The organism is Mycetocola miduiensis (assembly GCF_900115155.1).
Lineage (GTDB): Bacteria > Actinomycetota > Actinomycetes > Actinomycetales > Microbacteriaceae > Mycetocola_A > Mycetocola_A miduiensis.
In genome coordinates this window covers 629,583-650,887 of sequence record NZ_FOVM01000001.1, presented here as the reverse complement: position 1 = coordinate 650,887, position 21,305 = coordinate 629,583, and the positions used below count along the sequence as shown (strand labels likewise).

Here is a 21,305-nt window from a genome sequence, read left to right as displayed (position 1 = left end):
TCCTCGACGGCGGGCCATTGATCAACCGCGTGGATACGGTGGGGTTTTACTAGAGCAGCAGAGCGTGTGTTCCTCGAACACGGTCGTGGGCATATTGCTCGGGGCGTTCGGCATTGGTGTGGGAATACAAGCGGAGTCGGTGACCTCAGTAACCAGGCTGTGTTCGACTGTCCTATCCCGCAAGAAACCTCTCACGACAATCCGATCCGGCGTCAGCAAGATCGAGTATCGCCATGCTCGAACAGCAAGGAAAACACTGACTGCGATGACGGGGATAAGCACCATAGTGTCGTTCCCACCAGGAAGATCCACGTCTCGAACAAGGAGCGCCGCCATAAAGATGCTCCCGGCCGCTGGGATCATATTTGCGATCCGAGTAGCAGGGAGCGGACGGAGAACTATGGTTCGCGGTGGTCGTGTCACAGAGTTCCTCTCGCCGGCCGATCCATCCATCAGATTAGTGCTGCCTCATGGCCCTTCGCTTATGTCCCACAGGACGTACCATTAGGCGTCCCTTCTCGATCCCTCGCGGCCTCTCAGTCGACGGCCTGTTGCCGGGAAGACCACCGTGGGATACGGTCCCACTAGGACAGCTAGTTGTCTGCCACTCGAGGGGTGATTGATATGGAGTTCGATTCTTTGTTCTGGTGGAACTTCTGGGTCGTCATTCAGGTCCTCGCCGTAGCTGGGATAGTCCTGGCTTTCGCGCTTTTCATCCGCTGGGGAACACGCAAGAGCGCGATTCTTGAATCGAACAGAACCACCGAAGGTCACGGGCGGGCTGGCGCCGGAACGTAGCGAATTCAATTGCCCAACGGAGGTTCCCATAGCGGGTTCCCGCTGAGCGTCCGTGAAACAGCAAACTTGCCCCAACGGCACGACAGCGTCCGCTATTCGATGATAGGAACCGACGGTGCGGTCGCCAAGCCGGCCTCCATTCCCGAGAGACGTGCCGGCTCTAGCTCACGCATGACGTCCTCGCGACTCATGAGCTGGGATTCGACGACGAGATCCGCCACGTTGCGGCCCGTGAGTAGCGCTGTCTTTGCCAGCGCTGCGGCCGCCGAATAGCCGATGTGCGGGATTAGCGCGGTGATGACGCCGACGCTTGAGCCGACCATGGCTTCAAGGTGGTCCTCGTTGGCGGTGATGCCTTCGATGCAATTGACTCGAAGCGTCCACATCGCCTGGGTCATCCACGCGAGGCTCTGCAGCAGAGAATGCGCGATGACCGGCTCGAATGCGTTGAGCTGCAGCTGTCCGCCTTCGGCCGCCATGGTGACCGTGACGTCCGACCCGGCGACGGCAAACGCGACCTGGTTGACGACTTCTGGTATCACCGGATTGACCTTGCCGGGCATGATGCTCGATCCGGCCTGTTTGGGTGGCAGGTTGATCTCGCCGAAACCGGCTTGCGGGCCGGAAGAGAGCAGGCGCAGGTCATTGCAGATCTTCGATAGTTTGATGGCGCTGCGTTTAAGGTTCGCGCTGAACGACATGAACCCACCGGCGTCACTCGTCGATTCGATCAGGTCGGGCGCGGTCTCGAGCTTGAGACCGGTGATTTCATTGATCCAACGGATGGCGGTCGCGGCGTACCGAGGGCTGGCCGTGATGCCTGTGCCGATCGCGGTGGCGCCCAGATTGACCTCTGCCAGAAGCTGAACGGCCTCGGTGAGGCGGTCGTAGTCTTCGGCGAGGGTTGTCGCGAACCCATGGAACTCCTGGCCCAGAGTCATCGGAACGGCATCCTGCAGCTGGGTGCGCCCCACCTTCAGCACCTGGCCAAACTCGACGGACTTCGCCCTGAACGCACCCTGCAGTGCCTTGAGTTCGCGCAACAGGTGCTGAAGCGAAAGTGTGAGCGCAATCTTGATCGCGGTCGGGTACGTGTCGTTCGTCGACTGGCTGCGGTTGACGTCGTCGATCGGGCTGAGGATGTCGTAGCGCCCTTTCGCGTAGCCGGCGCGCTCGAGCGCGACGTTGCAGATCACCTCGTTGGCGTTCATATTCGTCGACGTGCCAGCGCCACCCTGGATCACGCCGACCACGAACTCGTCGTGGAACTTGCCATCGATGATGTCTTGGCATGCGCCGTCGATCCAGTCGGCCTTCTGCGCGGACAGTGTGCCAATCTCTTTGTTAGCCCTGGCGCAGGCCTGCTTCACCGAGGCGAGGGCAACGATCAAGTCCGGGTAGACCGAGATGGGCCGCTTGGCAATAGGGAAATTGTCTATCGCACGCTTCGTGTGTACGCCCCAGTATGCATCCGCTGGTACCTCGAGCGCGCCCAGTGAATCCCGTTCAATACGGAAACCTACGGCGGCCGCAGCGTGCGTCCCCGGCTCGGGAATGGGCCCGGTAGATACCTGTGGTGCTGCCACGTTTTTCGAGGCGGTGATTGGCATTCTGGCTCCTTATTGAAGGGAGGCGTTGTGGCCATTTGGCCTATCGGACGCCTCGACTTTGAAGTGATCAAACAACGCGGGCAACTTCTTGACCTGTGACGAGCGTCACACCGCACCTGCCCGTGTGCCGGACTCGCCTGGGGCGGGCACACACGCTCGAATCAGGTTGCTGTACTTATCCAGCATCAATATGACTATAATCCGTAGAATGGACATTGTTTGCGTAGAATGGAATATCGAAGACCACTTCTCGTTCCCCGGTGAACGCCGTGGTTAGAAGGTCGGCGACTGCTATCGATGCTGCCTTGAGCCCAGGAGCACTCGCTTCCGGTGCCTTCGTCCAGAACCCCGAATTCTGGAAACAGGAGCTCGCCAACGACATCGCGGCCGCCCTGCCCCTGCAGGCTGCGGCCCACCGGAGCGATGGCTGGGTAACACGTCCTGCCATCCTTCGACGAGTCGCCACCCTTATGGGCGCGAGCATTCCCGCGACAGCCGATCGCATCATCGCCTTCGGGGATGCCGCCCAGATCTTGGGCACAGCGGTTGCGCTCGAGACCGGCATACCGTTTTGTGTTGCTAACCCGCGTGCCGCAACAGAAGCGGAATTCCTGCAAACGGGAACGCTCCACGCGGGCGAGCGAGTGGCCGTGGTGAGCGTTCACCTGGACGCACCCGATCTGCTCGAATCACTCGCGGGGCACGATGTCGTCGTGGTCGTGTGGCGAGCCCTGATCTCACGCCCGGCCGATGCGACGATGCTCGCTGCAGACAGCCGCATTGCGGCCGAGTTCTCTGATGCCGGAATGGTCGCCGCCGCCCATGAGGGTGGAGACGCGGCATGACCTCGAAGCCATCTATCGGGGTTGAGGGAGCGGTCGCGCTCATTGACGCAAATCGACTGGAACAATTCATAGAGCGCATTGCGGAGATCACTGAGGCCGGCCCTGGGGTGACGAGGCTTGCCTACAGTCCGCTCGAGCGTAGGGCCCACGACGTGTTCCGGAACCGGATGTGCGAGCTTGGCCTCACCGTGACGGTGGACGCTGCGGGCAACTCGATCGCCGAGCTACCGGGCGTCGCGGAAGGTTCATCCGACGCGGTCGGAACCGGGTCACATCTCGACTCCGTACCGTCGGGCGGGCGGTTCGACGGGATCGCTGGTGTTGCCGCCGCGGTGGAAGTGGCGCGGTCCGTTGTAGAATCCGGGCTGCCTCACCGGCGCCCGTGGCGGTTTGTGGCCTTTGCGGCCGAGGAGGGTGCACGTTTCGGACAGGCGTGCAATGGAAGCCGCGCTGCATCAGGAGTTGCCACGTCCGCGGGGATCGCCGGTTTATACGACAACGGGGGGATCACCATGGCCGAGGCCATGGCTTCGGTCGGCTTGCGCCCCGATCGCATCGACACAGCGGCCTGGGCCTCCGAAGATTGGCACGGGTTCATCGAGCTCCATGTCGAGCAGGGCAACGTTCTCGAGACTTCGCGAACGCCGATTGGCATTGTCGACGTCATCTCCGGCAGCAGCAGGGTGATGGTCGAACTTGTGGGCACAGCGTCCCATACCGGAGCGACTCCCATGCACCTGCGGAGGGACGCACTCGTGGCGGCCGCCGAATGTGTGCTTTTGTGTGAGCAGATCGCCCAGAATTCGCAGCACAGAGGAACCCGCATCACGGTGGGCAAACTAGACGTGGAGCCAAGCTCGATCACGACGATCCCGGGTCGCGTCATATTCAGCGTCGATGTACGCGACATCGACGGTGACCGCCAGCGCACCACGGCACGCGACTTGCTCTCGCGGTTTCAGGTCATCGCCAAGGAACGAGACGTCGACATTGACATCCAGATCATCGGAGATACCTCGCCGGCCATCCTCCCAACGCGCCTGGTCGACCTCATTGCAGCCCAGGCCAGGGCACACGGTGTGCCGTACCGCATCATGCCGAGCGGTGCGAGCCACGACACCCAGCAGATCAGCAAGGTCACCTCGGCTGGAATGATCTTCGTGCCGAGCCAAGGGGGACTCAGCCATGTTCCCGACGAGTGGACGTCTTACCAGGAGCTCGCCCTGGGCACACAGGTGCTGCTCAGGGCACTCTACGCCCTCGACCTGGCCTGATTGTGGCGGCGAATGATGAATGAAAGAGAGCCAGCAATGAACATGCCCCCGACCGGTACGGAGGGATCGTTCGTCGTCGAAGGGGTGCGGATCCTGGGCGATGGACCCCTCGTCGACCTTCACGTCGAGCAGGGCAGGATCGTGCAAATAGCACCTGGCGATGCGACACAGGATGCAATGTTGGTGGCCTTGCCCGGGTTCGTCGACCTGCATACGCACCTGCGGGAGCCTGGGGGAGAGGACGCTGAGACAGTGGCCAGTGGAACTCGCGCGGCGGCGGCGGGCGGCTATACGGATGTGTTCCCGATGGCGAACACGAGTCCGGTTACCGACAGCGTCGACCTCATCGAGGAGCTGAGGGTCAGGGCACGCGAGGTTAGCACCAGGGTGCACCCCATCGCAGCGGCGACGCTTCGGCTGGCCGGTGAAGAGCTCGTCGACGTGGTGTCGCTGCGCAAGGCCGGCGTCACGGTTTTCTCCGACGACGGGCACTGTCTCACCGATGATGGCCTCGTCTACGAACTCCTGTCACTGCTGGCCGAGCACGGCGGCGTCTTCGCGCAGCACGCGCAGAGCGCATCGATCGTGCGCGATGGAATCATCAACGCTGAGGTGGCCGAAGAAGCAGGTTGCCGCGGGTGGCCGGGCGTGGGAGAAGAGGCGATCGTTGCCCGGGATATCGCCATCGCGAGGGCCACCGGCGGCAGGCTGCACGTTTGCCACGTGTCGACCAGGCGTACCGTTGATCTCATCCGCTGGGCCAAGTCTCTTGGTGCGCCGGTCAGCGCCGAGGTGACTCCACATCACCTCTCGCTGAGCGACCAGGATGCTGTGCGCCGAGGCGCCGCGCTGAAGGTGAACCCGCCCTTGCGTTCGAGAGACGACATCGAGGCGTTGAGGTCGGCGCTCCTCGACGGGACGATCGACGTGGTGGCGACCGATCATGCTCCCCACCCCGCCGAGAAGAAGAATCTTCCTTGGTCGTCAGCCGCATTCGGCATGACGGGCATTGAGACGGCATTGCCCATCGTGGCCGACGTGTTCGCCGTTGATGGTTTGGTCGACTGGCACGGAGTGATGAGAGTCATGTCGACCGCACCCGCCCGAATCGGCGGCATCGCCGACTGGCAGCAGCCGGAAATTGCAGTCGGGTCGGCGGCCACGTTCTGTGTTGTGCAGGGTGGAAGGCCTTGGGTGCTGCAGTCGTCCGATTTGCTCAGCAAATCGCGAAACACTCCGTTCGATGGGTTCGAATTCACACACCGAGTGCTGATGACGGTTCTGGAGGGCCGGGTTACCCACTCCTCCACCGGAGGAGGTCCGTGACCTGTCCGTAGATCATTTTCGATACGAACCATTACGTAGAACAAAGAACGGCGGAGACCATATGTTGGAAATTATGACAAACGGCTGGCGCGGCAGGATCGGTTTGATCCTGCCGGCGGACAACGTGCTCATTGAGCCGGAGTTGTATGCCCTCGAACTTTCCGGGGTGAGCTTCCACACGCTTCGAATGACTACCACCGACCATGAGGCGATGCGGCGCCAGGGTGTGGAACTCGCGAAGTCGATCACGGAGCTCGGCCTTGACGCTGTGGTCTACGCGTGTGCCGAGACGAGCTTCAACGGCGGCAGCGGTGTGCGCGAAACGCTGTCAGAGCTCATAGCCGAGGAATGTGGGTTGCCCGTTGTCACCGCCACGAACGCCATGCTGGCCGCCCTTGAAGCGATGACTGTACGACGAATCGCGGTACTGACGCCCTATAAAGAGGAGTCGGGTCAGGCCTTCGAAAGCACGATGCGCGAAGCAGGTTTGGTCGTCGTCTCAGCAGTCCATCGGGATTTCAGTCGTGAATCGACCGACGCCCGCGAATGGTTCATTACGAACCGGCAACCAGCGAGCACCGCGTACTCGATGGCGAGGGCCCTCGAGTCAGCCGATGCTGACGCGATCGTCATCGCATCCACCAATCTTGCGACCCTTGCCATGATTGCCCAGTTGGAACGCGACGCAAACAAACCCGTCGTGAGCACCAACCAGAGCATCCTGTGGTGGTGCTTGCAGACTTTGGGGATCGCCGCCGACGGCCTCGACCTCGGTTCCCTGATGGATCTGCCGCTCGGTACGCCCAAGCTGCCTGCGATGGAGGCTTTGCGATGAGGCTTGACGGCAAGCGGGCCTTAGTGACCGGCGCCAACGGGGGGCTCGGTTCGGCGATCGCCCTGGGCCTCGCCCGTGAAGGCGCGCAGGTAGCATTGCACACGCGCCGTGTGGGTGCGGCGCTGGAGCTGAGAAACGAAATCATGGAGAGCGGCGGCGTTGCCGAAACAGTCAGCGGCGATGTCTCGGTGGGAGGCGACGCGGAATCTGTGGTGGCACGCACGGTGGAAATCTTCGGTGGGATCGACATCCTGGTGAACAACGCCGGGATTATGAGCACCGCGAGCTTTTTGGAAATGCCTGAGGCGGAATGGCGCCGGGTGATCGACACGAACCTCACCGGTTACTTCCTGATGGGCCAGGCGGCATCGCGCCGCATGGTCGCCGCCGGTTCGGGTGCCATCGTCAACGTATCGTCTACCCGGCAAACGCAATCGTGGCCTGGAAGTCTCGCTTATGCATCGTCGAAGGGCGGTATCGCCATGCTCACACGTTCGATGGCCCTTGAACTCGCCCCGTTGGGAGTTCGGGTGAACAGTATTGCTCCGGGAACCTTCGTGACCAACCTCAATCGTGAGTACGCGGAAGACCCCCAATTCAAGAGCAAGCGGGTAGCGACGATACCCGCTGGACGCTATGGCGAGACGGATGAGGTGGTCGGCGCGGTAATCTACCTCACATCCGACGAGGCATCCTTCGTCGTCGGTGCCTCGCTGGTGATCGATGGAGGCCAAACACTATGGTGAGTAGCGCCCGCCCGTTAGTTCGTGAAGGGTATCCATGTTGATCCTCACCGCGTCCGACGTCTCCAAGGTCTTCGACATGGCTGCCGCCTTCGAGGCAGTGGAGGAGGCGGCCCTTGCCCATGTGCAAAGCCGCACCGCATCGCCACCGCGCACCGCGTTGAAGCTTCCGGTGGTACCCGCAGAGATCTTGGTGATGCCCGGCTCCGTGAATTCGCGGCTTTTCGGACTCAAAGTCTGGTACGCACTCGGGGAGCCCATCGGTTCGATCCCCCAGTCTTCAGCGGTTATCACGCTGCTCGATCCTGAACTCGGCCTGGAGATCGTGATGGATGGCGGCATCATCACCGATCTGCGTACAGGTGCCATGTCGGGGCTCGCCGCATCGCGACTGGCGCCGCCCCGATCGAAGACAGTCGGTCTCATTGGTGCTGGCATACAGGGCCGGGCCCAGGTGCTCGCCATGGTGCACGCCTGTGGCGAAGTCGAGACCGTGAAGGTTTTCTCGCGCGACCCGCTTCGGCGCCAGAGATTCGCTGAGATGCTCGAGGACGAGCTGGGCCAGAGCTACCCAGACCGACGCGTAACCGTGGTGCCGGCGGACTCAGCTGAATCCACCTGCCGCGGCTCGGACATCGTGGTCGCGGCCACCACGTCCAGGGTGCCGATCATCGAGGACGGCTGGATCGGGGATCGCACCCTGATATGCGGGGTGGGTAGCCATTCACCCACTGAATCGGAGATCGCGCCGGTGACGGTCGGGCGGGCCAGCCGAGTTGTCGTTGATACCTTCGGAGGCGGAGTTGACGGCGCCGGCGACATCGCGGGCGCCATCGATGCCGGACACATCAGGCGTGATGACGTGCTGGAGCTCGGTACTTTGCTGGCAGGAGAGTTAGGCCCTGCGTCCGGTGATGGTCCTACGGTGTTCAAGAGCGTTGGCTTTGGGGCGGCCGACACGGTGTCGGCCCGGCTCGTGGCGCATCGTGCCATCGAGCGCGGTTTCGGAACCACAATCGACCTGCATCGCTAGGAACCACGCGGTACGCCCATCACAGGTTCGAAAACGGTGAGGATCAGCCCAGATTCGCGGCGATCTCCGCGGCACCCTCCACAACGGCGTTAATCGCGGCTTCGCGCAACGACTTCGTTTTGAAACGCTCACCGGGAGCACCGATGCCGAGCGAACCGTGCACTTCGGTCTTATCCGTGAGGATGGGCGCCGCGGCCGCCCAAACTCCGCTGTCCAGTTCGTCGTCGCAGACGTCGTAGCCGGACACCCGCACATCGGAGAGGTGCGCGTAGACCTCTTCCTTGGTGCGAGGAGTGTTCACCGTGAACTGGTCCATGGGCTGCTCGGCGAGAAGCTGCTCGATCAGAGTTTGCGGAAGGAAGGCGAGGATGGAACGTGCGGATGCCGAGGCATGCCAAGGGAAGCGGTCGCCGACGCTCATATTCAGCCTCAGTGGGCGGCTGCTTTCGATGAGGCCGACGCAGACCGCCCGGTCGGTGGTCAAGGACGTGACATAGACGGTTTCCGCAAACTGGTGGCTCAGGCGCTGAAGTACGGGCGCCGCCAGATCCGGAAGCTTGTTCGAGCTCGCGTGCTTGGTGAACTCGGCAAGGGCTGGTCCTGCGATGTAGCGGCGGCTGAGCGGGTCGCGGATCACGTACTCTTCGTCGGTGAGGGCCGACAGGAGACGGTGCACTGTTGACGGTGGCAGTTCCAGACGGCTGCTGATGTCGTTCAGCGACAGCGGGCTCACTGATTTGGCGACGCAACGCAGCACATCTAGTGCCCGGAACACGACTTGCATGTCTGGCCCTTCCTCTTCAGTTGATGGCGGCGCGGATGACGAATCCGAGTGCCGCTACACACATTCTTGCCCAATTCCTGCCGACAATTTCCGTTCTACGGCGGTGGGTCGCTGACGCGAGGGCGACGCGTGACGGTTTGGTGTCCGGAATTTGACGTTCACATTACGATTCGGCTGCGAAGCAGATAGTTGTGTCTTTGCAGGAAGTTAACCCCTATAGTGAAAACACTTTCTATTCTACGGAACTTAACGAGGAGGCAGTGTGGTCCAATCGTCATCCAGGGTGCTGGTAATTCGGAACGGTCAGTACTTCGCAGGTCCGGGTCCTGAGGCAGGCCTCATCACCCAGGACCTCGTTGCGGAGAACGGCATCATCGTCAAGATGGGACCCGGTGTAGGAGAGGAGCTCACGCCCTCCGACTCCGTCGAGATCGTCGACGCAACCGACCGCCTGGTCCTTCCTGGGTTCATCAACGCCCATTACCACTCCCACGACGTGCTGGCCAAAGGCACCATGGAGGAAGAGCCGCTCGAATGGTGGGCACTCCTCGCGTTGCCCCCGTCCTTTCCTGCGCGCAGCACCGAAGAGGTCCGCGTGCGCACCATTTTGGGCGCTCTCGAATGCCTGCGTGGCGGCATAACGACCGTGCAAGATATGGTCACGCTTTTCCCGTTCGAGCCAGAGCAACTCGAAACGGTCGTCGAAGCGTATGAATCGATCGGGATCCGCGCAGTCGTCGGCCCCCAATATGCCGATAAAACCGGCATCGGTACCCGGCCATTCTGGGAAGAGGTGATTCCGGAGGAATACCATTCACGTGTCAAATCTTTTGCGGAACCGGACCTCGATTTTGACCTGCTCGACTACCTCGAGGAGAAGTACTTCGCAGAGGGCTCCGCGAATGGCAGGGTTACCTGGGCGCTGGCCCCCACCGCCCCGGAGTCATGCACGGACGGGCTGCTCAAGCGCACAGTCGCTCTTTCCGAGAGATACGACCTCCCCATCTTCACGCACATCTATGAGTCGAAGAGCATGGCTCTGGAAGCGCGCATCCATTACGGCGAACACGACGGTTCACTCATCAACTGGCTCGGAACGCTCGGCATGCTCGGGCCGCGGGTGAACCTCGCCCACAGCGTCTGGCTACTCGAGCATGAGCTGAAAAAACTCGCCGAGACCGACACCAAGGTGGTGTTCAACCTGCTCAGCAACCTCAAGCTGAAGAGTGGAATCCCGCCGATCGAGGCTGTGCAGCGGATGGGTATCAGCTACGCGCTCGGCTGCGACAACCCGTCGTGCAGCGACAGCCAGAACATGTTCCAGGCGATGAAGCTCACGGCCACGCTCAATGCGATCACGCACCCGGATCCCCTGCCAGAGCAGGCATACCAAGTCTTCGACGCGGCGACGCGAGGTGGCGCTCGGGCAATCGGCAAGTCCGACTCACTGGGCGAGCTTGCTGTAGGTTTCCGCGCCGACTGCTATCTCGTAGACCTGAACGACCCGTCGTGGCTACCCCTCAACAGCGCGGTCAGACAGCTTGTCTACTCGGAATCCGGCAGGGGGGTCGAGACGGTGATCGTCGACGGCGACGTGGTTATCAGGAACGGCCGCAGTACCAAGATCGACGAGGCGGCGTTGCGCGCACAACTGGCAGATGTCATGCCGACCTTCCTCACAGACTTCGCAAACGCTCGTGAACGAGTGAGCGAATTGCGCCCATACCTTCTCGAAGCGCACCAGCGGGTGTGGGCCGAGGATGTCGGGCTCAATCGCCTTTTTAGCGGGAGCTAAACGCACTTCCTGTTTGCCTCGCCCACTCAGCCTTCGGCTGGAACAGAGCAGTACATACTCATAAGGAGAAATGCAATGAATCATTCAAACGCACGGAAAGTGAAGGGTCGAGTTCTCGCGGGCTTGTCGATTGTGGCACTCGGGTTCGGTATGACAGGTTGCGCATCCAGCGACACTGCGACCGCCTCCGGCGAATCCGGTGAGGAGGTAACAGTTCGCGTTGTGACTGCTGTAGACAACGCCTACTTTTTCGCGCCAGTTCAATACCACGAGTTCCTAGGCACTTGGGAAGATGCCGGGATCAACGTCGAATTCGTCGCTGGTACGACTCCGACGCTGGGCCAGATTCTCGCCTCGGGTGAGGCGGACATTGCGCTCGGTGGTGGCACCACTGAGGCAGCCCTCCGCGATCAGGGCATCGAACAAACGATCGTCGGGTCCAACTTCTCGCCGTGGGCGATGTACGTCGTCGCGAACAATAACACCGATGCGACAACGATCGAAGAACTGAAAGGCGCGAACTTCGGCATCACAGGAGCCGGCGCACCTTCCGATTTTTCCGTCCACAAGATCGCAGAAGACCTTGGTTGGAACGAAGGCGACTACAGCACCACTGCGTTCGGTGACGTCGGATCAATGGTCGCCGGATTCCGCTCGGGCGCGGTAGATGCCATTATCTGGATGTCTGACACTGCCATCTCCCTGGAAGAAGAGGGAAGCGGCCGGATCTTGGGCGATTCCTCCGACTATGTGGGTCCGACAGTGCTCGAGTCCTTCTCGGTGATGGACAAGTTTGCGGCCGAGAATCCAGAAGCCGTGCGAGTGTTCTTCGAGAAGTACTACGAAATGGTCGAAAAGCTCCAGGCTGAGCCAGAGCTGTTTGAGAGCGTGCTCGTCGAAGAGGGCAAGTATAGCCCGGAGGTTGCCAAGCGTCTCGCAGAGCTTGAGCTCCCCCGCATGTCCGCCGATGGCCGCATCAGCGATGAGGAGCTCGACGGGCTTTCCGAAGGTGCCGCATTCAGCACCGGAGACCGCACCAACGAGAACCCGTTAGCCATCGAGTACACCTACTGGCAGGACCTCCTCAAGTAGACCCTGAAAGCGCGGCTTCGGGGCCGGCGGCCATGCACTGGCGCGCGGCCCCGATGTCGCAGTCACGACGCAGACAAGAGGCAATCATTGGATACGAAGACCATGGTCAAAGCTCCGCGCAAGCTCCCGGCTGCGCGACTCGACCCATCCGCCCTCGCACGCAAGGCGGCCCTCTACCGCACCCTCCTGGTGATCGGCTTCTTCGTTCTCTGGGAAGTGCTGGCGAATATCGGAGCGATCGACGAGAGAAGTGCGTCCAAGCCGACGGCGATTCTTGCTGCCTTCGGCGAGATGTTCGCCGGCAACACCGACACCTATCAGGCGCTCAGTGACACGCTCTACGTGCTCGTCATAGCCTTCATCATCGCCGTCGCCATCGGCATGCCGCTCGGTCTGGCGCTCGCGCTCAACGCCACCATCCGCGAGGCGTACATGTCGATCGTCATCTACCTGCTCGGCATTCCCAAGACGATCTTCCTGCCGCTCTTCGTGCTGTTCTTCGGGCTCGGAAATGGATCTGCCATCGCCTTCGGCGCAGTACTCGGTTTCCTGCAGATCACCGTCAACGTTGTCGCCGGGGTTGACTCCATCGAGCCGCGATTCTTCCGCGTGGCCTCGGCGTTTGGCGGGTCCAAATGGCACTCCTTCGTGCATGTCATTCTTCCCGGGGCGGCGCCCGCGATCTTCGCTGGCCTTTGGCACGGCGTCCGTAACGCATTCATCGGCGTTCTCATTGCCCAGATGTTCGTGTCGAACATCGGCATCGGCTACTTGGTGAAGGTTTACACCAACAATTTCAATATCGACAGCGCCATGGTTCTGATCATCATTTCCGCCGTGGCGGTAATCCTGCTCGGAACCCTGTGGGAGCTCGGCGAAGCCCGCTTGACCAAGTGGAAGAGCACGGTGAGGTCATGATGCTGCCCAATCGGACTGTCCGCGAGACGAAGGAAACCAAAATGATAAGTCACCTAAACGTCGAAAACCTCGAGATCCGCTACAACGTCAATGCTGCCGAGCCTGCGATCACCGGTGTCAACCTGGAAATCAAGCAAGGCGAATTCGTGACGGTCATCGGCCCCAGCGGCTGCGGCAAGTCCACACTGCTTCATGCGATGGGTGGCATGCTTTCACCCTCCTCGGGTGGGATCTATTTGGACGGAATTGAGATGGCACGGCCGGATCCGCGGCAGGCCGCTTTCGTATTCCAGGACTACAGCCTCTTCCCGTGGAAGAAGGTCGTCGACAACGTCGCGATGGGCCTGCGCTTCGCAGGGGAAGACAAGAAGGTCGCGCTGGAGAAGGCGAGAGCCGAATTGGGGTTCGTGGGGCTCGCCGACAAGGCCGACAAGTACCCGGGCGAACTCTCCGGAGGTATGCAGCAACGCGTCGCCGTGGCACGAGCGCTCGCCCTGAAACCCAAGTTCCTGCTCATGGACGAGCCGTTCGGTGCCCTGGATGAACAGACCCGACGCTCGTTAGGCCAGGAGTTGACCCAGATTCTGCACGATGCGGGTCAGAGCGTCGTCCTGATCACGCACAGTTTGGAAGAGGCGATATTCTGGGCGGACCGCATCGTCGTGATGAAGGCCGGCCCGGGGGAGATCAGCAAGGAAATCGTCGTCGACGAACCGTGGCCACGCAGCCTCGAATTCATGACGACGGCCAGGTTCGACGACCTGCGCGCCGAGTTGTTTCACCGTATTCAGCCCACGACAGCGAGTGAGGCCAAATGAGGCCCTCAACTTCTGCGGGCCCACGAAGGACCATCGTTTGGAGCCTGCGCATCCTCTTTGTTGTCGTGGTCTTCGGCGGGTGGATTCTGGCGAACGCCACGGGCTCCATTTCGCCGATCATCCTGCCCCAACTTGGTGCAGTTCTATCCGAATCGATCGAGCTCTTGCGCGAGTCGGAGGTCTGGGCCGCGGCGGGCATAACCGTATTCGAAATGATCGCCGGGTTCGGCATCGCGGCGGTGGCTGGTCTGTTAGTCGGGTTCGTGTTGAGTCGTAAACCTCTGCGGTCGGCCATCTTCGAGAAGCTCCTCGCCTGGGGGTACATCTTTCCGATCTCGCTGGTTTACCCACTGTTCCTCATCTGGGCCGGAGTGGGGCTACCGTCCAAGATCCTGTTCGCCGCCGCCAGTGCGTTCTTCCCGATCGCCTACAACACGATGAAGGGCCTGAGCGCGGTACCAGTGCGATACCTGAAGGTCGGACAGGCCTTCGGGGCGTCGGCGCAGGCAACCGACTGGCACATCCGTGCTGGAGCATCCCGCCCCATGATCTTGTCAGGCCTGCGGCTCGGAGTATCGATGGCTACGGTGTCGGTCGTGCTCGCTGAAATGTTGGGTGCGAACGCGGGCCTGGGCTTTATGGCGCAACAGGCGTCCAGCCAGTTCCAGATCCCCAAGGCGTATGCGGTGGTCCTTATCCTTGTGGTGATCACGTCGCTTCTGCTGTGGTTGATGGAAACGCTTCTGCGAGACCCCAACGAGAAACTAAAGAAATGAGTTCCGGTATGGCACGCGACGATCGCGAATCAACCATCGGCCTGGCAGAGGCGATTGTCGCGCTCACTGTGGTTGGCGAGGATGGCAGGGTGGATGTCGATCTCGGCCTCGACCCGATTTGCGCCGAGACCATCGGTGACACGTTGGCGACGCTGCTGGCAGAGCACAACGCGAGTTTGGTGCTGAGTTGGGCGGGCGAGAATGACACCGTGCTGGCGCATATGGTCGCAAGGCGACTCGGGGTTCCGCGGGCATCCATAGAGCTTGATTTGGGACTCCTGACTGTCGGCCAGCCGGTGAAGGAGGGCACGCGGGCCGTGCTTGTGGGCGTGGAATCGTCTGCGAGTCGGTCGGCTCAGGTCGTCGCAACCCTTCTCGCTGGGCACAGTTCCGAGCTAGTGACGGTTGGTTACATCAAGCGATCACGTGCGGATGCGGGCACTAGTGACCCCAGTGTTCCCACCGTGGTGCTCGAGAAGTAGCTAGCCCGGCTTCGGGAACGGCCGCTTCCAGCGTCATGGCAGAGAACTTCACGATGCACAGGTAATCCGAGCATTTTTGTGACAGCGTGATCGGAAAAATGATTCCGCTGTTCACGTCACGGATTGTGCACGCGTACTGCCCGATCGACCTCGAAAAGTAGAAGGACTATGACCGAAAGCGCTATCGCACCCGAGATCGCGCGTTCATGGCTGCTCGTCTCAGGCATCCGGACCAGCGATTTTGACGCGGCCGCCTGCTCCCGCGCCGACCAGATCATTCTCGACATCGAAGATGCCGTCGATCCAAAACTGAAGACGGACGCTCGAGCCTCGGTGATCGACTGGCTTACCGCCGGCGGGTCGGGGTGGGTGCGTATCAACGACCGTTCGAGCGACTTCTGGTCTGATGATGTCGACGGGCTCAAGGGTGTTCCTGGGTTGGCAGGCGTGATGCTCGCTAAGACCGAATCGGCGAGCCACGTCACGGAGACATTCGACCGTCTCGGCGGAATCGTGCCTATCCTTGCCCTTGTCGAGTCCGCGCTCGGCATCGAGGAATCGCCGTCGATCGCGCGAGCCCGGGGCGCATTCAGGCTCGGCTTCGGCAGCGGCGACTATCGCCGCGACACGGGCACAAGTGCCGATGATCTCGCGATGGCGTACCCCCGTTCACGGCTCGTCATCGCCAGTAGAATCGGCAACTTGCCAGGCCCTATCGACGGCCCCACGGTCGGAAGCAGCCATCCGGTTCTGCGCCAGAAAGCAGAACATGCTGTTGCCCTTGGGCTAACCGGGAAGCTCTGCCTCGAGCTGGATCAGCTCACGGTGATCAACGAGGCCATCAGCCCCACCCAATCTGATGCGATGTGGGCGCGGGACTTCCTCGATGACTTCGAATCACGCGGCCGCGTCATCCGGGACGGCAGCGACCTGCCGAGGCTCGGCCGTGCCGAAAAGATCGACCGCCTCGCCAAGGCCTTCGGCGTCATGCCGTAACGACTTAGCGTGGATCCACCGGTTCGGTTAATAAGCAGGTTCGTTTTCGGCGGGAGGTGAGTTTCCCGCTGCTGGGCATGCGAGGTTTCCGCTCAAATGACGCTATTCATCACAATCTCCTCCATGCAGGCGTGCCCCGCCGGCGGCATGGAGGTTAATTCATCTCAGGGAGTTCGCAATCTTTCCCCCGGACGCCTGTCGCCCACGTGCTGGAGCGTAGGCGCGGGCGTACCTCTTCTCCTTCGATTGCGTCAGAGGTTGCCTGGAAACATCCAGCTTCGTGATCACGGCAGCGCTGCTCGTGACGGTCGGAAGCTTCCTGGTCCTCGTTGCCGGCTGGGCGATTGGGGTTGTCATGGTGTAAATGTCGCGAACATGGCGAACTTAGGAAAAAGTGGGTGGCGACTCTCGTCCCGCTTTTGGTCATTCTGTCTTCTGTTCTCTAGAACGCGCGCAGTGCGACAGAAGACTTGATGCTGTTCGCGTGTTCCCCGTCTATTTGACGCTGGTTCTTCTATCACCTGCCACCTTGATCGTCGGTATCTGGTTGCTGTGGCGCGCTCGTCGGTGCACCGCAGGCTGAAGACCGGGCGGTACGCGCCGCCGCTCTCGTTAACGGCCTGTTCAAGGTTCCGAAGTGATAAGTCGCCAACACTCCGCAAAGTTTAGAAGTGCGGCCACAATTCTGTGTCCGTAGACGTCCGTCTATTGGACACCGAGTTGCGTCATATGGTGGGTACATGAGCGAAATACACCTCACCGGCCAACTCATTTGCAAGTCCGAGGATGAGGCGCGGATCGTAACTTTTCACCTCGCTGAACACATCGAGCGCACGCGCGCCGAGCCCGGGTGTGTCTCGTTCGAAGTTACCGCGGCTGGGGACCCTTTGGTCTGGTCCGTTGAGGAGCGTTTCGAGGACGAGCGTGTCTTCAAGCTGCACCAGGAGCGCGTCGCGGGGAGCGAATGGGGCCGAGTCACGGCAGGAATTGAACGCCGTTACTCAATCGAAGGCCTGGCCCGGTAGGCCATCCGCTTCGATTGCCGCGTCCCGGAGGGCGTTCCCGCTTAGGGTTCCCGGTTAGGGTCCCCTTCATCCTCCTTGATGACAGTCCGGTTTACGAGCAGTGCAGAAGGGCTCTGGTGGCCGTTACGGACGGACGACGATCACCTTGTCCCTGGGGGCGAAATCACGCGCGTCACCCTTCGAATAGGACGCGATCCACTTCATCTTCGTGATGACATTGCCCGCCTCGTCACGCCCCAGCGACGGGTACGGCTGGTGTCGCCAGTGCCCGCGGACGCTCCATGCAGGTCGGTCGATGAAATTGCTCGGGTCGTCGTTCCGATAGACCTGCGCGTGATCGGTGCCCGCCTTCACCCGCACGATGGTCAAGTCGCCGCGCTCCGGATTCTCGGCCGAAGGGCCGCGATCCGAAGTTTGATGATCGGACTCCGTGATTCCGCCTTGCGCCATCAAAGCCCAGACGGCCGCCAGGAGTTTCGACTCTGGGCGGCTTTCGTCCCAGACCGGCACGAACGGCAGCCGTCCGGCCAGTCGCTCACCGACTTCCTTGGGGTCGTTGCCGATTCCGGCAGCGAAGGTGCGCATCCGCCAGACGACCTCACCCTGCCGGTACCAGACTGCGCGGACGTGTCGCTCGCTGCCGTCGGGCCGCCGCATGATGATCGGCCGGGCGAAGACCCACAGCCCGTTGAGGTGCACGGGCAGCGGGTCGAGCTGCTCGTCGCTGTCGAGACTGTCGACGGCGAGCTGAAGCAGCTCTTCATGCAGCAGGAACGCTTCTTCCGGGCTGTCTTGGGGCGCGCTGAGGTCGCGCGCGAGCGCCGGAACGTGCTCTGGATAGAAAATCTGCGCCCTGTCTGCCAGCCGGGCGGGCGGACCCGCTAGCACCTCAGGGATCGGCTCCGAGGTGGTCGCGTCCAGGAACGGCCCCTTCGGCCGCGTCTGGAAGGACCGGCTGAACCAAGCGCGTCTGTTCGGCACGTCGACGGCAATGAACATGTTCGGGGGCATGAGCGCGTGGTCCCGGTACTGGCGATCGAGCGCACGAAGCGGACCGAGGAGCGCATCTCTGGTGACCCCGCTCGCGGTTGGCGGCATCCAAGGCTTGCGGCTCAAGGTGGATAAGCCGTACTCGGGTCGCAGACGTGCATCGTGGTAGATGACGACGACACCGCCCGCGGCAGGTGAACTGCCACAGCGGAGCAGCAGGTCGTACAGGCTTGGGATCATCTGCAGAACCGCGTTCGTGTGCTCCAGGCCGAGAACGTTTTTCGGCATCGGCCGGAGCGTCCGTTGCGGTCGCGAGAGTGTCCGTTTGGTTCGGTCGACTACCGGTCGAGCAGGAGCCCGGCGAACCGGCGGCTGCCACGGCGACTCCAGTACAGCCTCAGGTGTGATCGAGGGCACGCCAAGTGCACCGCCAAGCTTCCGCGTTAGGCCGGGGTCGAGTCGCTTTGTCGGCTCGGTCACGTCGGATCCGAGCCTCGCCAGTGCGGCGAGAGCCGTCTGCACGTCGACACCGGCGTCATTCGCTATCTCGAATACTCGCCGACTCCCCATGCTTCGATGATGTCGCATGCCATCGGGAGCCGAAACTCCCCAAGGTGGTGCCGCGATCGGGAAGCTGGAGGATCTCGACTGGTGTCCATGGATTAGGTCGACGAGGAACGGAAAAGCATGCTGAAGCACGTCTTTCCAGGGGTGAAAACCGTGCACCGCCGATCCACAACGATCAGCGGTGCGGTAATGCGCTCGATCAACGACGCTAAAGTACCTGATGAGACTCCAAATCCGATGCACATATGGCACTGCCGACAAGAACGTGCACCGCCGATTGCACCGCGACGCAAAACACGGTTTTCGCCGCCCCATCAGGCTAAATAACCCAATGCACCGTATGCACCGCGAGATTTCAACTTTTCTATGTGTGCGTGTGTGCGCGCATGTGTGTGTATAGATTCTCGAAACTGGCGGTGCATAAGGTGCATCTCTCTGGTTTCTCTATCTTTTTATTGAAAAATCAAGAGAAAACACCCAAAACCGTGCACCGCCGATGGAAATTGGCAAATCAATCGGCGGTGCAGGCAAAACCAGAAACACGTCCTCACCCGCCATTCTCACCGACGAGCATGCACCGCCGAATTTTCAATCGGCGGTGCATTTGCTGTTTGTCGCTGAAAAACAGCGCCCCTAAGCACGTAAGAGGAGGCAAATAACTAGCGCAACAGCGAGCAAGCCCTCAGCACCGCCACCGGCGAGCTCAACTGCCTGAGCACACACCGGCCCGCCTCACTCGAAGAACTCATGCACTGAGCGCCGCGCGCGATTGCACCAACGAGTTGCTTCGTTCTTGCGTCGACCAAATACGCACAGATGCGCCGCTGGCCAAATCCTGGTCCGCGATCGCCGATGCGCTCGAAGCCTTGGCAGCCTCCAACGTCCGACAGAAATACGGCACCAAGCGCACCGTCCCAAGCGCTCGCGTCCATCTCCTCGAGAGCGGAAATGGCGGCATGCTGCCGGCGGAATGCAAAAGCTTTACGACACGAAGCCCGGGACGGCAGTAGGCTGACCAGGCTGGGCATTGCACCCGACATATTGCCCGACAAGAGACCGCACTCTAGGATGACAGCAAGACCACCGGAGGTGGAATCATGACCGATTCAGCGACACGAGTCTCGGGGCCGCGGGTGCAGATAAACGCCCACGCACGGTCAGTTGAGCTCAGCGTCACCGATGTCGCCGCTGCGCTGCAAGAGCAGCTGGGCCAGGCGCTCCTCAGCGTCATCGTCGGGCGGGACACGCGGACGGTCGCCCGTTGGGTGAGCGGTGACGTTCAGCCTCCGCAAGCATCAGAGCAGCGCCTCCGCGACACGCTTCAGATCATGACCCTGCTCACGACGACGGACGCCGCGCCTGTCGCTCGAGCCTGGTTCATGGGAATGAACCCACGGCTGAATGACGAGACCCCGGCTGAGGTTCTCGCCGAAGGCCGCGCACGAGAAGTGCTCGCCGCCGCACGAGCCTTCATTAATGCCGCATAGCCGAGACCCCGCGCTCAACAAGGTGGCGCATCTGCTTTGGCGGGTAGATCCGCCACCGTCGGGCGGATATTCGGCCGCCACTTCGAGCCCGACTAGGTTGACGCTCCGACCATCACCCGGCCTCCTGGACTACCACAGATGGTTACGACGGACTGAGAACGCCTAGTATCAGCCGATCGCCACATAGCTGAGATGCGCCGAGCGACAGACAGGACACAGCCAGTACGGATGCTCAATCGTCCCTGCCAGGTCGAGCCGCACAAGGCACTGCGGGCAGTTCGGAGCCTCGAACGAGGCGTCGTCGTCGTCGTCGTCCATGGTGGCAGTATGCGCCGGTGGCCCGCAGGAGGGAAACCCCTGTTGCTACTGGCTCGACCGCGACGTCCGCGCTTCTGGTGCCCGCCGCGGCTCTTCGATAGCGACCCCGGTAGTAGTACCAGTAGTAGTAATTACGAGTAGCGGTGATAATGACACTAGTGGTAGCGTGTCGGTGGCGACCATGTTACTACCGAATTGAGGACCATGAGCGAGACCAGCACCGAAGCGCGAGTCCACGCAGCTGCCGACAGCATCGAGCGCGACGGAGGAAAGCCTACTGTCGCAACCGTCCGGGAGCGCGCCGGCGTCAACAACGCTGACGCCACCCGCTATCTCCGTGGATGGCGAGAGGTGCAAGCTTCGTCAGGCGCGACGATCGGTGCGCTTCCCGCGGCGCTCGTGGAACAGTTGCATCGAGTCGCCGGCCTGATGTGGGGGGAGGCGTCGACGCTGGCCGCTGCATCGCACGCGGCTGTCGAGCGGGAATGGCGGGCGCAGGTAATGCTGCAGGAGGAGGAGATCACCGAGCTTGGGGAGAATCTCGACGCTGCGGATCAGGCTGCGATCGTTGCAGCCGAGGCTCACGCGAACGAACGCACGGCGCTTGAGGCGGCGCTCGAAGCAGCTCGAGCCGATGAAACGCGTGCGACGGCAGAGTTGCAGGCTGCTGGACAGGCACGGGCCGATCTGGAGAGGCAGCTCGTTGAGGAACGGGTTACCAATCAGACGCTGCGTGAGACGCTCGCTGCGTTGATTGCGCGTATCCCAGGAGCCGACGAGGACAGGTAACCCT

Annotated in this window: 21 protein-coding genes; 17 read left to right on the top strand and 4 right to left on the bottom strand. The window is 61.5% G+C overall.

Going from position 1 to position 21,305, the window contains the following annotated elements; all coding sequences use genetic code 11:
• Positions 1–890: 890 nt before the first annotated feature.
• Positions 891–2,408, bottom strand: coding sequence for an aspartate ammonia-lyase (locus tag BM197_RS03215; RefSeq protein ID WP_090708717.1), 1,518 nt, complete (start codon positions 2,406–2,408; stop codon positions 891–893).
• 305 nt (positions 2,409–2,713) lie between these two features.
• On the opposite strand from BM197_RS03215, the gene BM197_RS03210 reads away from it, so the two are divergent.
• The 6 genes from BM197_RS03210 to BM197_RS03185 all read left to right on the top strand — a co-directional run bounded on the left by BM197_RS03210 (position 2,714) and on the right by BM197_RS03185 (position 8,464).
• Complete coding sequence (locus tag BM197_RS03210) at positions 2,714–3,253, top strand: hypothetical protein (protein ID WP_090708715.1); 540 nt, start codon at positions 2,714–2,716, stop codon at positions 3,251–3,253.
• A complete protein-coding gene (locus BM197_RS03205; protein ID WP_090708714.1) occupies positions 3,250–4,527 on the top strand; it encodes a Zn-dependent hydrolase in 1,278 nt (425 codons plus the stop codon). The genes BM197_RS03210 and BM197_RS03205 overlap by 4 nt, the downstream gene beginning before the upstream one ends.
• Before the next feature lie 36 nt (positions 4,528–4,563).
• The gene (locus BM197_RS03200; protein WP_090708712.1) at positions 4,564–5,853 is read left to right on the top strand and encodes a dihydroorotase; all 1,290 of its coding nucleotides are present in this window, start codon (positions 4,564–4,566) and stop codon (positions 5,851–5,853) included.
• Between the two features lie 73 nt (positions 5,854–5,926).
• Complete coding sequence (locus BM197_RS03195) at positions 5,927–6,688, top strand: maleate cis-trans isomerase family protein (protein ID WP_177216697.1); 762 nt, start codon at positions 5,927–5,929, stop codon at positions 6,686–6,688.
• Positions 6,685–7,434, top strand: a complete 750-nt coding sequence (locus BM197_RS03190) for an SDR family NAD(P)-dependent oxidoreductase (RefSeq protein ID WP_090708709.1) — start codon at positions 6,685–6,687, stop codon at positions 7,432–7,434. The genes BM197_RS03195 and BM197_RS03190 overlap by 4 nt, the downstream gene beginning before the upstream one ends.
• A 34-nt stretch (positions 7,435–7,468) precedes the next feature.
• Positions 7,469–8,464 (top strand): ornithine cyclodeaminase family protein, encoded by a 996-nt coding sequence (locus BM197_RS03185; RefSeq protein WP_090708707.1) that lies wholly within the window; start codon positions 7,469–7,471, stop codon positions 8,462–8,464.
• Between the two features lie 43 nt (positions 8,465–8,507).
• On the opposite strand, the gene BM197_RS03180 is transcribed toward BM197_RS03185, so the two are convergent.
• Entirely contained in the window at positions 8,508–9,248 is a 741-nt protein-coding gene (locus BM197_RS03180) for an IclR family transcriptional regulator (protein WP_090708706.1), read from the bottom strand.
• 262 nt (positions 9,249–9,510) lie between these two features.
• Here BM197_RS03180 and BM197_RS03175 point away from each other — a divergent pair, with 262 nt between their 5' ends.
• The 8 genes from BM197_RS03175 (at position 9,511) to BM197_RS03140 (ending at position 17,150) form a co-directional block, all read left to right on the top strand.
• Positions 9,511–11,043, top strand: coding sequence for an amidohydrolase family protein (locus tag BM197_RS03175; RefSeq protein WP_143094969.1), 1,533 nt, complete (start codon positions 9,511–9,513; stop codon positions 11,041–11,043).
• A 132-nt stretch (positions 11,044–11,175) separates the two neighbouring features.
• Positions 11,176–12,135 (top strand): ABC transporter substrate-binding protein, encoded by a 960-nt coding sequence (locus BM197_RS03170; RefSeq protein ID WP_177216696.1) that lies wholly within the window; start codon positions 11,176–11,178, stop codon positions 12,133–12,135.
• A gap of 87 nt (positions 12,136–12,222) precedes the next feature.
• Positions 12,223–13,053: an ABC transporter permease gene (locus BM197_RS03165; RefSeq protein ID WP_143094968.1), complete on the top strand. Its 831-nt coding sequence runs from the start codon at positions 12,223–12,225 to the stop codon at positions 13,051–13,053.
• Positions 13,050–13,871, top strand: a complete 822-nt coding sequence (locus BM197_RS03160; RefSeq protein WP_143094967.1) for an ABC transporter ATP-binding protein — start codon at positions 13,050–13,052, stop codon at positions 13,869–13,871. Before BM197_RS03165 ends, BM197_RS03160 begins: the two co-directional genes overlap by 4 nt.
• A 65-nt stretch (positions 13,872–13,936) precedes the next feature.
• Positions 13,937–14,647: an ABC transporter permease gene (locus BM197_RS03155; RefSeq protein WP_177216695.1), complete on the top strand. Its 711-nt coding sequence runs from the start codon at positions 13,937–13,939 to the stop codon at positions 14,645–14,647.
• An 8-nt stretch (positions 14,648–14,655) separates the two neighbouring features.
• Entirely contained in the window at positions 14,656–15,129 is a 474-nt protein-coding gene (locus BM197_RS03150) for a hypothetical protein (RefSeq protein ID WP_143094966.1), read from the top strand.
• 168 nt (positions 15,130–15,297) lie between these two features.
• The gene (locus BM197_RS03145) at positions 15,298–16,125 is read left to right on the top strand and encodes an HpcH/HpaI aldolase/citrate lyase family protein (protein WP_090708694.1); all 828 of its coding nucleotides are present in this window, start codon (positions 15,298–15,300) and stop codon (positions 16,123–16,125) included.
• A gap of 740 nt (positions 16,126–16,865) precedes the next feature.
• Positions 16,866–17,150: a putative quinol monooxygenase gene (locus BM197_RS03140; RefSeq protein WP_090708692.1), complete on the top strand. Its 285-nt coding sequence runs from the start codon at positions 16,866–16,868 to the stop codon at positions 17,148–17,150.
• A gap of 123 nt (positions 17,151–17,273) precedes the next feature.
• Here the strand turns inward: BM197_RS03140 and BM197_RS03135 are convergent, their stop codons facing one another.
• Positions 17,274–18,428: a hypothetical protein gene (locus BM197_RS03135; RefSeq protein ID WP_143094965.1), complete on the bottom strand. Its 1,155-nt coding sequence runs from the start codon at positions 18,426–18,428 to the stop codon at positions 17,274–17,276.
• Positions 18,429–19,203: 775 nt separating this feature from the next.
• Between BM197_RS03135 and BM197_RS16415 the strand changes: the two genes are divergently transcribed.
• Both BM197_RS16415 and BM197_RS03130 read left to right on the top strand, forming a co-directional pair.
• Positions 19,204–19,344, top strand: coding sequence for a hypothetical protein (locus BM197_RS16415; RefSeq protein ID WP_218151798.1), 141 nt, complete (start codon positions 19,204–19,206; stop codon positions 19,342–19,344).
• Between the two features lie 460 nt (positions 19,345–19,804).
• The gene (locus BM197_RS03130; protein WP_090708689.1) at positions 19,805–20,194 is read left to right on the top strand and encodes a hypothetical protein; all 390 of its coding nucleotides are present in this window, start codon (positions 19,805–19,807) and stop codon (positions 20,192–20,194) included.
• 168 nt (positions 20,195–20,362) lie between these two features.
• Here BM197_RS03130 and BM197_RS16200 read toward each other — a convergent pair whose 3' ends face one another.
• Positions 20,363–20,512, bottom strand: coding sequence for a hypothetical protein (locus BM197_RS16200; RefSeq protein ID WP_177216694.1), 150 nt, complete (start codon positions 20,510–20,512; stop codon positions 20,363–20,365).
• A gap of 204 nt (positions 20,513–20,716) precedes the next feature.
• On the opposite strand from BM197_RS16200, the gene BM197_RS03125 reads away from it, so the two are divergent.
• Positions 20,717–21,301: a DNA-binding protein gene (locus BM197_RS03125; RefSeq protein ID WP_090708688.1), complete on the top strand. Its 585-nt coding sequence runs from the start codon at positions 20,717–20,719 to the stop codon at positions 21,299–21,301.
• The last annotated feature ends 4 nt before the right edge of the window (positions 21,302–21,305 follow it).

Coding starts and splice junctions, on each gene's coding strand:
- BM197_RS03145 (WP_090708694.1), top strand. CDS start 15,298: ATGACCGAAAGCGCTATCGCACCCGAGATCGCGCGTTCATGGCTGCTC.
- BM197_RS03200 (WP_090708712.1), top strand. CDS start 4,564: ATGAACATGCCCCCGACCGGTACGGAGGGATCGTTCGTCGTCGAAGGG.
- BM197_RS03190 (WP_090708709.1), top strand. CDS start 6,685: ATGAGGCTTGACGGCAAGCGGGCCTTAGTGACCGGCGCCAACGGGGGG.
- BM197_RS03160 (WP_143094967.1), top strand. CDS start 13,050: ATGATGCTGCCCAATCGGACTGTCCGCGAGACGAAGGAAACCAAAATG.
- BM197_RS03150 (WP_143094966.1), top strand. CDS start 14,656: ATGGCACGCGACGATCGCGAATCAACCATCGGCCTGGCAGAGGCGATT.
- BM197_RS03140 (WP_090708692.1), top strand. CDS start 16,866: ATGAGCGAAATACACCTCACCGGCCAACTCATTTGCAAGTCCGAGGAT.
- BM197_RS16200 (WP_177216694.1), bottom strand. CDS start 20,512: ATGGACGACGACGACGACGACGCCTCGTTCGAGGCTCCGAACTGCCCG.
- BM197_RS03125 (WP_090708688.1), top strand. CDS start 20,717: ATGAGCGAGACCAGCACCGAAGCGCGAGTCCACGCAGCTGCCGACAGC.
- BM197_RS16415 (WP_218151798.1), top strand. CDS start 19,204: ATGGAAATTGGCAAATCAATCGGCGGTGCAGGCAAAACCAGAAACACG.
- BM197_RS03180 (WP_090708706.1), bottom strand. CDS start 9,248: ATGCAAGTCGTGTTCCGGGCACTAGATGTGCTGCGTTGCGTCGCCAAA.
- BM197_RS03135 (WP_143094965.1), bottom strand. CDS start 18,428: ATGCCGAAAAACGTTCTCGGCCTGGAGCACACGAACGCGGTTCTGCAG.
- BM197_RS03130 (WP_090708689.1), top strand. CDS start 19,805: ATGACCGATTCAGCGACACGAGTCTCGGGGCCGCGGGTGCAGATAAAC.
- BM197_RS03185 (WP_090708707.1), top strand. CDS start 7,469: ATGTTGATCCTCACCGCGTCCGACGTCTCCAAGGTCTTCGACATGGCT.
- BM197_RS03205 (WP_090708714.1), top strand. CDS start 3,250: ATGACCTCGAAGCCATCTATCGGGGTTGAGGGAGCGGTCGCGCTCATT.
- BM197_RS03195 (WP_177216697.1), top strand. CDS start 5,927: ATGACAAACGGCTGGCGCGGCAGGATCGGTTTGATCCTGCCGGCGGAC.
- BM197_RS03215 (WP_090708717.1), bottom strand. CDS start 2,408: ATGCCAATCACCGCCTCGAAAAACGTGGCAGCACCACAGGTATCTACC.